The organism is Pseudomonas sp. PS01270, assembly GCF_029959775.1.
In the GTDB taxonomy this organism is placed as follows: domain Bacteria; phylum Pseudomonadota; class Gammaproteobacteria; order Pseudomonadales; family Pseudomonadaceae; genus Aquipseudomonas; species Aquipseudomonas atacamensis.
Genome location: NZ_JASCPT010000013.1, coordinates 49,560 through 62,486 on the forward strand (window position 1 = coordinate 49,560; position 12,927 = coordinate 62,486).

The 12,927-nt window shown below is 58.9% G+C and carries 10 protein-coding genes; all 10 read right to left on the reverse strand.

The features are described 5' to 3' along the window. Positions 1-52: 52 nt before the first annotated feature. The 10 genes from QMX86_RS07020 to QMX86_RS07065 all read right to left on the reverse strand — a co-directional run bounded on the left by QMX86_RS07020 (position 53) and on the right by QMX86_RS07065 (position 12,860). Positions 53-1,615, reverse strand: coding sequence for a SpoVR family protein (locus QMX86_RS07020; protein ID WP_073476558.1), 1,563 nt, complete (start codon positions 1,613-1,615; stop codon positions 53-55). After that, the gene (locus QMX86_RS07025) at positions 1,612-2,883 is read right to left on the reverse strand and encodes a YeaH/YhbH family protein (protein WP_039757709.1); all 1,272 of its coding nucleotides are present in this window, start codon (positions 2,881-2,883) and stop codon (positions 1,612-1,614) included. The genes QMX86_RS07020 and QMX86_RS07025 overlap by 4 nt, the downstream gene beginning before the upstream one ends. Before the next feature lie 119 nt (positions 2,884-3,002). After that, complete coding sequence (locus QMX86_RS07030; protein ID WP_016772892.1) at positions 3,003-4,925, reverse strand: PrkA family serine protein kinase; 1,923 nt, start codon at positions 4,923-4,925, stop codon at positions 3,003-3,005. A 296-nt stretch (positions 4,926-5,221) separates the two neighbouring features. Next, positions 5,222-5,551, reverse strand: a complete 330-nt coding sequence (glpE, locus tag QMX86_RS07035; protein ID WP_282384328.1) for a thiosulfate sulfurtransferase GlpE — start codon at positions 5,549-5,551, stop codon at positions 5,222-5,224. Between the two features lie 34 nt (positions 5,552-5,585). Continuing rightward, entirely contained in the window at positions 5,586-6,467 is an 882-nt protein-coding gene (locus QMX86_RS07040; RefSeq protein WP_282384326.1) for a symmetrical bis(5'-nucleosyl)-tetraphosphatase, read from the reverse strand. Then, entirely contained in the window at positions 6,467-6,847 is a 381-nt protein-coding gene (apaG, locus tag QMX86_RS07045; RefSeq protein ID WP_071173772.1) for a Co2+/Mg2+ efflux protein ApaG, read from the reverse strand. The genes QMX86_RS07040 and apaG overlap by 1 nt, the downstream gene beginning before the upstream one ends. A 113-nt stretch (positions 6,848-6,960) precedes the next feature. Next, a complete protein-coding gene (gene rsmA, locus QMX86_RS07050; RefSeq protein ID WP_041476699.1) occupies positions 6,961-7,779 on the reverse strand; it encodes a 16S rRNA (adenine(1518)-N(6)/adenine(1519)-N(6))-dimethyltransferase RsmA in 819 nt (272 codons plus the stop codon). Then, positions 7,776-8,765, reverse strand: coding sequence for a 4-hydroxythreonine-4-phosphate dehydrogenase PdxA (pdxA, locus tag QMX86_RS07055; protein ID WP_282384323.1), 990 nt, complete (start codon positions 8,763-8,765; stop codon positions 7,776-7,778). The genes rsmA and pdxA overlap by 4 nt, the downstream gene beginning before the upstream one ends. Next, positions 8,762-10,084, reverse strand: a complete 1,323-nt coding sequence (gene surA / locus QMX86_RS07060) for a peptidylprolyl isomerase SurA (RefSeq protein WP_177433953.1) — start codon at positions 10,082-10,084, stop codon at positions 8,762-8,764. The genes pdxA and surA overlap by 4 nt, the downstream gene beginning before the upstream one ends. After that, positions 10,059-12,860, reverse strand: a complete 2,802-nt coding sequence (locus QMX86_RS07065; RefSeq protein ID WP_282384320.1) for an LPS-assembly protein LptD — start codon at positions 12,858-12,860, stop codon at positions 10,059-10,061. The genes surA and QMX86_RS07065 overlap by 26 nt, the downstream gene beginning before the upstream one ends. Between the last annotated feature and the right edge of the window lie 67 nt (positions 12,861-12,927).

A 12,927-nucleotide genomic window follows, 5' to 3' on the forward strand; every position in this document is an offset into this window, starting at 1 on the left:
GTCAGTCCGACAGGATAACCCTTGCGTCAGACTTTCGGAGGCCAGAATCGGATCAAAGATGAATCACGGCCAGATCGAGCCGGCCGTAATCGCCCTCGCTGTGTTCACTGCGCGGCGGCACGTGATGGGTTTTCATGATCTGGTCGCCTTGCAGGGTTTCCAGATGAATGTCGAAGCCCCAGAGCCGGTGCAGGTGCTTGAGCACTTCCTCGGTGGAGTCGCCCAATGGTTTGCGGTCGTGCTGCTGATGGCGCAGGGTCAGCGAGCGATCACCGCGCCGGTCGATGCTGTAGATCTGCACGTTCGGCTCACGATTGCCGAGGTTGTACTGCGCTGCCAGGGTTTCCCGGATGATGCGGTAGCCGCCCTCATCATGAATGGCCGGCACCAGCAGATCGTCTTTCTGGTCATCATCGAGAATGCTGAACAGCTTCAGATCGCGGATCACCTTCGGCGACAGGTACTGCAGGATGAAGCTCTCATCCTTGAAACTGCTCATGGCGAACTTGATGGTCGACAGCCAGTCGGAACCGGCGATGTCCGGGAACCAGCGGCGATCCTCTTCGGTAGGCTCTTCGCACATGCGCCGAATGTCGCGGTACATGGCGAAACCCAAGGCATAGGGGTTGATGCCGCTGTAGTACGGACTGTCGAAACCCGGTTGGAATACCACGCTGGTGTGCGAGGTGAGGAATTCCATCATGAAGCCGTCGGTGACCAGGCCTTCGTCGTACAAATCATTCATCAGCGTGTAATGCCAGAACGTTGCCCAGCCTTCGTTCATGACCTGGGTCTGGCGCTGTGGATAGAAATACTGGGCGATCTTGCGCACGATGCGCACGATCTCGCGCTGCCACGGCTCCAGCAGCGGTGCGTGTTTCTCAATGAAATAAAGGATGTTTTCCTGCGGCTCGGCTGGGAAGCGGGCGTTGTCCTTGTCGCTGTATTTGTCCGCGCCTTTGGGAATGGTGCGCCACAGATCATTGATCTGCTTTTGCAGGTGCTCTTCACGATCCTTTTGCCGCCGGCGCTCTTCTTCGGCGGAGATCGGATACGGACGCTTGTAGCGGTCGACGCCGTAATTCATCAAGGCATGGCAGGAATCGAGCAGATCTTCCACGGCGTCGATGCCGTGGCGTTCCTCGCACTGCATGATGTACTGCTTGGCGAACACCAGGTAATCAATGATCGAACTGGCATCGGTCCAGGTGCGGAACAGGTAGTTGCCCTTGAAGAAGCTGTTGTGGCCATAGCAGGCATGGGCCACTACCAGCGCCTGCATGCAGATGGTGTTTTCTTCCATCAGATAGGCGATGCACGGATCCGAGTTGATCACGATCTCGTAAGCCAGGCCCATCTGTCCGCGACTGTAGGATTTCTCTGTGCTGAGGAAGTGTTTGCCGTAGGACCAGTGGTGATAACCCAGCGGCATGCCCACCGAGGCATAGGCGTCCATCATCTGCTCGGCGGTGATCACTTCGATCTGGTTGGGATAGGTGTCCAGAGCATAGCGGGCCGCGATCCGGGCGATTTCGCGGTCGTAGGTCTGGATCAGCTCGAATGTCCATTCGGAGCCGGTGGAAATGGGTTGGCGTTTCTGCTCTTTGGCGGTCATGTCACTAACCTGCGCTGGAAGAGTTCACGGAAGACCGGATAGATATCTCCGGCCGAGACCAGTTGCTGCTGGGCAAACGTGTCAGAGAAGGCTTCGGCGATGCGTTCGTATTCGTACCACAGGGCCTGATGTTCGCGCGGGGTGATCTCCACATAAGTGTAGTACTGCACAAACGGCATGATCTGGTTGATCAGGATGTCGCGGCAGATCGGCGAATCGTCGTTCCAGTTGTCGCCGTCGGAGGCCTGAGCGGCGTAGATGTTCCACTCGTTGCTCGGATAGCGCTCGGCCATGATTTCCTGCATCAGCTTCAGGGCGCTGGAAACGATGGTGCCGCCGGTCTCGCGAGAATAGAAAAACTCCTCCTCATCCACCTCTCGGGCGCTGGTGTGGTGACGGATGAACACCACGTCAATCTTGTCGTAGTTACGCTTGAGAAACAGGTACAGCAAGATGAAAAAGCGCTTGGCGATGTCCTTGGTCGCCTGCGTCATCGAACCGGAAACGTCCATCAGGCAGAACATCACTGCTTTGGAACTGGGGTTGGGTTGCTTGACCAGCAGGTTGTATTTCAAGTCGAAGGTATCTAGGAACGGCACGCGGTGAATGCGTGCGCTGAGTTTCTCGATTTCAGCCTCGAGTTCCTGGATATCGCCGAAGTTGTCCGGTTCTTCGCGCTTGAGCCGTGCCAGCTCTTCCTTGGCTTCGCGCAATTTCGCGCGGCTGCTGCCAGACAGGGCGATACGACGCGCATGCGCTGAGCGCAGGGTGCGGATGATGTTGATCCGCGACGGATTGCCCTCGTTGCTGATCCCGGCGCGTACGGTTTTGAATGTGTCGGTGCCGGTCAGGTTGCGTTTGACCAGGTTCGGCAGTTCCAGGTCTTCGAACATGAATTCGAGAAACTCTTCCTGCGTGATCTGGAAGACGAACTCGTCCATGCCTTCGCCGGAATTCCCCGCCTTGCCCGGACCGCGTCCACCGCCGCCTCCCGGTGGACGAGCGATATGTTCACCGGCCGTGAACTCTTTGTTACCGGGGTGCACCACGGTTTGCTTGCCGCCGCGTCCATGATGAAGCACCGGTTCGTCGATATCGCGGCCGGGAATGCTGATCTGTTCACCGTGCTCCATATCCGTGATGGAACGGCGACTGACTGCCTCTTCGACAGCCTTCTTGATGTGGTCACGGTAGCGTCGCAGAAAACGCTGGCGGTTCACCGTGCTCTTGTTCTTGCCATTGAGGCGTCGGTCGATCACATAGCTCATAAGGCCCCTCCGGGGAGCTTCAAGTTTTGAGCTGCAAGCTGCAAGTAGAAGCGAATGCCCGTGTTTTCGGGTTCACGCGCTTTGTTCTTGCAGCTTGTGGCTTATAGCTTGCAGCTGCCTCACTGCGACTTGCGGACCCGCAGGTACCATTCGGACAGCAGGCGTACCTGTTTATCGGTGTAGCCACGTTCAACCATTCGCGTAACGAAGTCGTTGTGTTTCTGCTGATCCTCCTTGCTGGCCTTGGCGTTGAAACTGATGACGGGCAGCAGGTCTTCGGTGTTGGAGAACATTTTCTTCTCGATGACCACCCGCAGTTTTTCGTAGCTGAGCCACGTCGGGTTCTTGCCGTTGTTGTTGGCCCGGGCGCGCAGGACGAAGTTGACGATTTCGTTGCGGAAATCCTTCGGATTGCTGATCCCGGCCGGTTTTTCGATTTTCTCCAGTTCTTCGTTCAGCGCCACGCGGTTGAGAATCTCGCCGGTTTCCGGGTCGCGATACTCCTGATCCTGAATCCAGAAATCCGCATACAGCACGTAGCGGTCGAAGATGTTCTGACCGTATTCGCTGTAGGACTCCAGATAAGCGGTCTGGATTTCCTTGCCGATGAATTCGATGTAGCGTGGCGCCAGGTATTCCTTCAGATAGCGCAGGTAACGTTCGCGGGTTTCGGCCTGGAACTGTTCCTGTTCGATCTGCTGCTCCAGCACGTAGAGCAGGTGCACCGGGTTGGCGGCGATTTCATGCGGATCGAAGTTGAACACCTTGGAGAGGATCTTGAAGGCGAAGCGGGTCGACAGGCCGTTCATGCCTTCGTCGACACCGGCCGAATCGCGATACTCCTGAATCGACTTGGCTTTTGGATCGGTATCCTTGAGGTTTTCACCGTCGTAGACGCGCATCTTCGAATAGATGTTGGAGTTTTCCGGCTCCTTGAGGCGCGACAGCACGGTGAATTGCGCAAGCATTTTCAAGGTGTCCGGTGCGCAGTGCGCCTTGGACAAGGAACTGTTGAACAGGAGTTTGTCGTAGATCTTCACTTCATCGCTGACGCGCAGGCAGTACGGCACTTTGACGATGTAGATCCGGTCGATGAACGCCTCGTTGTTCTTGTTGTTGCGGAAGGTGTGCCACTCCGACTCGTTGGAGTGAGCCAGCAAGATCCCGGTGAACGGAATCGCGCCGAGGCCTTCGGTACTGTTGTAGTTGCCCTCCTGAGTAGCGGTCAGCAATGGGTGCAGCACCTTGATCGGCGCCTTGAACATTTCGACGAATTCCATCAGGCCCTGGTTGGCCCGGCACAGCGCACCGGAGTAGCTGTAAGCGTCGGCGTCGTTCTGCGGAAACTCTTCAAGCTTGCGGATATCGACTTTGCCGACCAGCGCCGAGATGTCCTGGTTGTTCTCGTCACCGGGTTCGGTCTTGGCAACCGCAATCTGATTGAGGATCGACGGGTACAGCTTGACCACGCGGAACTGGCTGATGTCGCCGCCGAATTCGGCCAGTCGCTTGGTCGCCCAGGGCGACATGATGGTGTTCAGATAGCGACGTGGGATACCGAAGTCTTCCTCGAGGATCGCGCCATCTTCAGTGGCGTTGAACAGACCCAGAGGTGATTCGAAGACCGGCGAGCCCTTGATGGCGTAGAAGGGCACTTTTTCCATCAGCTGTTTCAGCTTCTCGGCCAGGGACGATTTACCGCCGCCAACGGGGCCGAGCAGATAAAGAATCTGTTTCTTCTCTTCCAGGCCTTGGGCGGCGTGGCGGAAATACGAGACGATCTGGTCGATGCATTCTTCCATCCCGTGGAAGTCTTCAAAGGCCGGATAGCGGCGGATCACCTTGTTGGAGAAGATGCGCGACAGCCTCGAATTGGTCGAAGTGTCGAGCAGTTCCGGTTCGCCGATCGCCATCAATAGACGTTCGGCGGCGGAAACGTAGGCGCTGCGATCGTTTTTGCACAACTCCAGGTACTCCTGCAGAGAGAGTTCTTCCTGGCGTGTGGATTCGAAGCGTTGTTGGAAGTGGCTAAAGATACTCATGACGTCACCTCGCTCGATACGTGGAGCCGACGCCGGATCACTCAGTCGATGCTGGCAGCAGTCGCTGTGGCAGCTGCTGTTTACCCCCCAGAATTCTCCCACGGTCGACAAACCGCGAAAGCTACTCCCGATGATCCGCGCGCCGGTGTACCGGCTCTCCCCTGATTTGGATGGCCTGCGCTTAAGGATAGTTGGGAATTCGAGAGGTAAAGGCGAGATACGTAATTAGTTGTGGCAGACCGTTCGTCTGCCGCGCGCAGGCCCACGGCAGCCGGGGCCTGCGCGGCGCAAAAAATTTATTCGTCGGTGCCTTGCGCGGTTTCCGACGGATAAGTCGTACGCCACAGCTCAAAGCCGCCGTCCATGCTGTAAACGTCGGAGAAGCCTTGGCTGACAAGATAGGCGGCTGCGCCCTGACTGGAATTGCCGTGGTAGCAAACCACGACGGTCGGTGCATCAAGGTCGGCGCGTTGAATGAAAGCGTGCAGCGAATGGTTGTCGAGATGCTTCGAACCGCTGATGTGCAGCGCGGCGAAGGTCGCTGGATCGCGTACGTCAACCACGACGGCGCCTTGTTCACGCAGGGCCTGCGCCTGTTCCGGGGGGATTCGTTTGAATTCGGTCATGACAAAGTTCCTGTTGCTCAGCTGAAGGCGCAGTCTAACGCGAGGCGTTGACGGGCGAATCGTTAGGGGAAAGTGGGGCGACTGATGGCGCAAGCCCGCCGTGCTCGTCGCATTTGCATGACAGACGTTCGCCGCTGTCGACGTTCATCAGCGTCAGGCTGCCGCCCCATACGCATCCGGTGTCCAGCGCGGAAATGCCCGGCTCGTGGATATTGCCCTCGAGCGCAGCCCAGTGACCGAAGATGATGCGCAGGCCTTTGGTCTTGCGCTCCTTGTGCTGAAACCACGGCTTGTAGCCGGGCGGGGCGCTGTCGAGGCCTTCCTTGCTCTTGAGGTCGAGCTTGCCCTCAGCGGTGCAAAAGCGCATGCGCGTGAAGTAATTGGTGATCACCCGCAGGCGATCAATGCCTTTGAGATCGTTGTCCCATTTTGCCGGTTCGTTGCCGTACATGCCGTCAAGGTAGGCGGGGAACACGTTGTCGTCACACAGGGCGGTCTCGACTTCGGCGGCGCACTTCAACGCACGGCGCAGCGACCATTGCGGTGGGATGCCAGCATGGACCATCGCAACATCGCGTGTTTCGTCGTAATGCATCAGCTTCTGCTGGCGCAGCCATTCCATCAATCGCGGGCCGTCGGGGGCCTCGATGATTTCGCGCAAGGTGTCGCTTTTCTTCAAACGCTCGATCTTTTTCGCGGCGGCCAGCAGATGCAAATCGTGATTGCCGAGGACACAGACCAGCGACTCGCGCATCTCGTAGAGAAAGCGCAGGGTTTCCAGCGACTGCGGGCCGCGGTTGACCAGATCGCCGACCAGCCATAGCCGATCCAGCACCGGGTCGAAGGCAACTTGCTTGAGCAGGCACTTGAGCGGTTCGAGGCAGCCTTGCAGGTCACCGACGGCGTAAGTCGTCATCAGTGCAGGGCTCCGGGTACGGCGAGGCGAAACGGTTTGATGACGGCATCGAAATGTTTGCCGTCATCGGCGCGCATTTGATAAGTGCCCTGCATGGTGCCGACCTTGGTGGTCATCACCGTGCCGCTGGTATACGTGTGGCTCTTGCCTGCATCGATCAACGGTTGCTGGCCGACGACGCCTTCACCGCGCACGTGTTCGACATGGCCGTCACCATCGGTAATCACCCAGTGCCGGGACAGAAGCTTGGCCGCAATCTCGCCGTTGTTCTGTACGGTGATGGTGTAGGCGAAGGCGAAACGGTCGTGCTCGGGTTGCGATTGGTCTGCCAGATAGTGGGTGACGACGCTGACATCGACCTGATAACGGGAATCGGACATGCAAGAGGGCCTTAACGAAGCGGAACGCGGGGCGTAGCTGATGGGGAATCAGTCTAGGCAAGTATCGGGCAGTAAACCAGAGTGGTGTGCTGCCCGATAGCGTTCATCGCGGGTCAGTCGGCGGCGGGAGCTGCCGGGACCTGTATCGCGAGCTGGTCGGCCAGACGCACGAATGCGGCCAGATCCAGTTGCTCGGGACGCAGGCTGCCATCAACGCCAGCGGCTTCGATCTCGGCGTTGCTGAGCAATTGCTTGAGGGTATTGCGCAAGGTTTTGCGGCGCTGGTTGAAGGCTTCGCGCACCACGCGCTCCAGCAGCTTGTGATCCTTGGCCGGGTGCGGCAGAACCGCGTGGGGCACCAGACGAACGATTGCCGAGTCGACTTTCGGCGGTGGATTGAATGCGCCCGGGCCGACGTTGAACAGATGTTCCACGCGGCAATGGTACTGAACCATGATCGACAGACGACCCCAGTCGCCGCCACCCGGGCCTGCGGCCAGGCGCTCGACCACTTCTTTCTGCAACATGAAGTGCATGTCACGAATGATGCCGGCGTTGTTCAGCAGGTGAAAAATCAACGGCGTGGAGATGTTGTACGGCAGGTTGCCGACCACCCGCAGGCTGTTTGGCGCGGCGTTCAGTGTATTGAAGTCGAACTTCAGCGCATCGCCCTGATGCAGGTTGAAATTACTCATGCCGGCAAACTGCTGATTGAGGATCGGGATCAGATCCTTGTCCAGCTCCACCACGTCGAGTTGCGCGCCGGAGCCCAGCAAACCTTGGGTCAGCGCACCCTGACCGGGGCCGATTTCCAGCAGGCGGTCGTCAGGCTTGGCGTGAATGGAGCGCAGAATGCGGTCGATAACGCCGGCATCGTGGAGGAAGTTCTGACCAAAGCGTTTGCGCGCCTTGTGTTGGTATTGCTCGTTCATAAACGGGTCTCGGCCATCTGGTAGGCGGTTTCCAGGGCGACTTGCAGGCTGCCGGTGTCGATCCTGCCGCTGCCGGCCAGATCCAGGGCGGTGCCATGGTCGACCGAGGTGCGGATGATCGGCAGGCCCAGCGTCACGTTGACGGCAGCGCCGAAGCCTTTGTACTTGAGCACGGGCAAGCCCTGGTCGTGGTACATCGCCAGCACTGCGTCGCAGTGCTCCAGATATTTGGGGGTAAACAGAGTGTCGGCAGGCAGCGGGCCACGAAGGTCCATGCCCTCGCCGCGCAGGCGCTCTAATGTCGGTTCGATGATGTCGATTTCTTCATGGCCCAGGTGGCCGCCTTCACCGGCGTGCGGGTTGAGGCCGCAGACCAGGATGCGGGGCCGGGCGATGCCGAATTTCTCTTGCAGGTCGGCGTGCAGGATTCGCGTCACGCGCTCCAGCCGTTCCGGGGTAATCGCGTCAGCAATCTCGCGCAGAGGCAGATGCGTGGTGACCAGCGCCACGCGCAAACCGCGAGTGGCAAGCATCATCACTACTTGCGCGGTGTGCGTCAGCTCGGCAAGGAATTCTGTGTGTCCGGAGAACGCGATACCCGACTCGTTGATCACACCTTTGTGCACCGGCGCGGTGATCATCCCGGCGAAGTCGCCGTTCAGGCAGCCGTTGCCGGCGCGGGTCAAGGTTTCGAGGACGAATGCCGCGTTGGCCTTGTCCAGTTGCCCGGCGATTACCGGTGCGCTGAGCGGCGTGTCCCAGACGTACAGGCTGTTGGCCGGCGCTGAAACATATGGCCACTGCCCCGGCGCGACATCCAGCAGATTGACGGCCAGCCCCAGCTGCGCGGCCCGCTCAAGGAGCAGGTCGCGGCTGGTGATGGCAATCAGGGGATGTGGCTGGGCTTGCGAGGCGAGCAGCAGGCACAGGTCGGGACCGATGCCGGCTGGTTCGCCGGGTGTCAGCGCGAAACGCTTGGGTTTCACTGCGCTGCCTGGTCTGCACCAGGGAGTTTGATCTCTACGTACGCTTCGTCACGGATCTGACGCAGCCAGGTTTGCAGCTCTTCGTCGTATTTGCGGTTCCGCAGTACGGACATCGCTTGCTGCTCACGGGCCTGCTCGGTGCCGTCAGTGGCGCGACGGCCAAGGACTTCCAGCACGTGCCAGCCGTATTGGGTCTGGAATGGCTTGGACAGCTGACCTTGTGGGGTCGAAGCCATCACTTCGCGGAATTCCGGTACCAGCACGTTCGGGTCGATCCAGTTCAGGTCGCCGCCGTTGAGGGCGGAACCCGGGTCTTCCGAGTAGTTTTTCGCCAGCTCGGCAAAGTCTTCGCCGGCGGTGATGCGGTCATACAACGATTGCACCAGTGCCTTGGTCTTGGCTTCGTCGCGGATCGGGCTCGGCTTGACCAGGATGTGACGCACATGCACTTCGTCGCGCATCTGCGCTTCGCCGCCACGTTTGCCCAGCAGCTTCAGAATGATGAAGCCGCCCGGTGTACGCGCAGGCTGAGTAATGTCGCCAACGGCCATGCTGCTCAATTCACGATCGAACGGCGGTGGCAGTTGCGCGGCTTTACGCCAGCCCATCTCGCCGCCTTCCAGCGCGTTGTCGCTACCGGATTTGGCCACGGCCATCTGACCGAAGTCGGCGCCTTGCTTGAGCTGCTGGTATACATCCATGGCCTGACGATAAGCGCTCTGAATCGCTTCGGAGTTGGCGCTTTCAGGGGTTGGAATCAGGATGTTGGCCAGGTGCAGTTCTTCGGACAGTTGCATCTTGCCGAGGTCAGAGGCGAGGAAGTTCTTCACTTCCTGCTCGGACACCTGGATACGCTCCGCCACACGACGCTGACGCACACGGCTGATGATCATCTCGCGCTTGATCTGATCACGGGCGTCGTCATAGTTCAGGCCATCGCGAGCCAGCGCAGCACGGAACTGATCAACAGTCATGTTGTTGCGTTGGGCGATGGTGCCGACAGCCTGGTTCAGCTCTTCGTCAGTAATGCGGATGCCGGAACGTTCGCCGATCTGCAGTTGCAGGTTTTCGACGATCAGGCGCTCAAGCACTTGCTGATCGAGCACGCCGGGAGGCGGCAGGCCGCCACCGCGCTTGGCGATGGTCTGCTGAACTTCGTGAACGCGCTGGTCCAGTTGGCTCTGCATGACCACGTCGTTATCGACGATCGCCACCACTTTATCGATGGACTGTACGGCGGCGTTGGCCGCCGTACCCAGGAACAACGCGCCCAGCAGCACCGGGCGCAGACAATCAGAAAGCTTGGTCTTCACGTTCACGATAACCTTGAATGCCTTTGTCGAGGAAGCTCTCTACCTTGGCGCCAGTCAGGCCGCCGAGTCCCTTCAGAACAATTTGGAGGAAGACGCCATGGTCGCCTTTTTCGTTTTGCGGAGCTTCCTGGCTGAACTCGTCATAGGAAACCCAGTAACGATTGATCAGGCGCAGTTTCCAGCAGCAGTTGTCGTATTCGAAACCACCGAAGGCTTCCAGCGTGCGATTGCGGTTGTAGTCGTACTGCCAGCGACTGATGGCGTTCCACTGCGGAACGATCGGCCAGATGACCGAGAAGTCATGCTGCTGGATCTTGTAGTAGTCCTTCACGTAGCCAGGTTGGCCCGGGGTGCCATAGTCACCGCCGCCCACAGACCATTTACCAGTGTTCTGGTCATAACGGACCTGGTCATTACGGTAGCGATAACCAACGTTGATGACTTTGTTCGGATTGTCTTCCGGCTGATAGTGGAACATCGCGCTGCCGGAGCGTGGGCTGCGGCTGTCCGGGTCCCAGTTGTAGTCGGCAGTGGTGCGCCAATCGCGGTTCCAGCGGTATTCGTATTCCAGCGCGTATGGCGAAACGTCGGATTTCGCGTCGTCACGATCGTTGAAAGCGATACCCGGCAGTTGAACCTTGCGATCCTTGAAGTACAGAGCCTGGCCGACGCTGATGCGCTGACGCTCGAAACCGTTGTCTTCAATCCAGCGACTGGTTACGCCCAGCGACAGTTTGTTCTCGTCGCCGACACGGTCGGCGCCGGAGAAGCGGTTGTCGCGGAACAGCGAGGCGTAGTTGAAGGTGTATTCGCTGGTGTCGAAAACCGGAATGTCTTCCTGATCAACCTCAGGTACATAGAGGTAGAACAGGCGAGGTTCCAAGGTCTGACGATAGTTCTTGCCGAAATACGAGGTGTTGCGGTCGAAGTACAGGCCACCATCGATGCTGGCGATCGGTACGCCACGGTTCTGGTTGCTGTCGAACTCGCCGTTGAGCTTTCTCTGTTCTGCGGTCATCGCATCGATCTGCGATTTGCCGGTGTTGTCCAGATCAAGCTGATACTGCGTGTACTGGTACTTCAGCGATGGCTTGAGGAAGCCATACGTCCAGTTCATCGGCAGGCTGACGCCCGGCTTCAGATTCAAACGATCGCCATTGGCGCGAGCCAGGCCAGTGATGTTGTTGTCCAGGCGCGACTCGGTAGTGATGCCGTCTTCCTGTACAAACGTGCCGCTACGCAGGTCGCGATCAAAGCGAACCAGCTCGGTCTCGTAATCGAAATTCAGACCTTCCGGGTGATACGGCAGCTGACCATTGAAGGTGATCTGCGGCAGACGGCCATATGGTGTGATGTTCGAAACGGTCGCCAGTTGATACTGCTGAGCGTTGAGGCGTGCGGTGTAGTTGTCGCCACGATAAGTGACCGAGCCCTGCTGATTGACGAAGTCGTCGCTCTTGACGCCGATCTGGTCGGTTTGCAGGTCCTGGAAGTAATACGGATCGCTGATCTTGGTGTAGTCAACCTGGGTCAGCACGCGGGAATCGAGACCGCCCTTGTGCTGCCAGTTGTACATGTAGCGAGTCTCGTTGTAGTCGGACTGGCGCTTGCGATCGTCGTTCTCATCGTTGAGGTACGATGCACCGAACTGCCCTTCACTCGACTTGGTCAGGTAGCGGAACTCGCCTTCCACCAGCATGCCGCGCTTGCTCATGTAGCGCGGGTACAACGTGGCGTCGTAGTTCGGCGCCAGGTTGAAGTAGTACGGGGTCACCAGCATGAAGCCGGTGTCGCTGCCCGAGCCGATGGTCGGCGGCAGGAAACCTGACTGGCGACGGTCGTCGATCGGGAAGTAGATGTACGGGGTGTACAGAATCGGGATGTCTTTGACGCGCAACGTCACGTTGGTCGCGGTACCGAAACCGGTGGCCGGGTTCAGGGTGATGTTGTTGCCCTTGAGCTGCCAGGCGTTGCTGTTCGGTTCGCACGTGGTGTACGTACCGTCCTTCAAGCGGATGATCGCGTTTTCGGCACGCTTGGCATACAGCGCGTTACCGCGGATGCGCGATTTGTGCATCACGTATTCGGCGTTGTCGACCTTGGCTTCACCGGTGTCGAGCTGTACATCGGCGTGGTCGCCGACGATCAGCGCGCCGTTGTCACGGATGCGCACGTTGCCGGCCAGTTCGCCACGGCTCTCGGCCTGATACAGGTTGGCCTCGTCGGCTTCGACCTGCATGCTGCCCTGACGCATGACCACGTCACCGGCGAGGCTGGCGACTTGTGTGTCCTGCTCATAACGCGACGCTTTGGCACCGATGAAGGTCGGCGCGTCACTTTTATTCGTCTTGTCATTCATGCCAGGACGAATCGGTTCGATATAGGAACCAGAGCAGTAAGGACCAGTCTCGGCCAATTGGGCGGCGCTGAGCTTCTCGCGCGGAACCCAGTCGAGGTGACTGTAGTCTTCGCTACGGGATTTCAGGCCGCGGCCCTTGGACTCGGTGACCAGTGCGGTTTTCGCGCCAGTGTCGGCGTCGGAACCCTTGTCAGCCGCAGGCTCGCCGGCAGCGCTGACGGCACTGCCGTCATGCACCGGACGCGGCGGCAACGCCGCGGCGGGCGACTTGGGCGCACAGTCCCAGCCACCCGTAGCCGAGACGGAGCAGTCATACTGCTCGGCGGCAACAACGAATTGACTGGCCAGAGGTTGCATAGCCAGCAGACTGCCGGTTACCAACAACGGAAATTTTTTACGAAACGCGGGGGATTTCAATGCCATCTTATTAGTCCGGGCTTCCTGCGTGCCATCTGCCCGCGGTGTGGGCCGCACGCCTCTCGATGGTCTG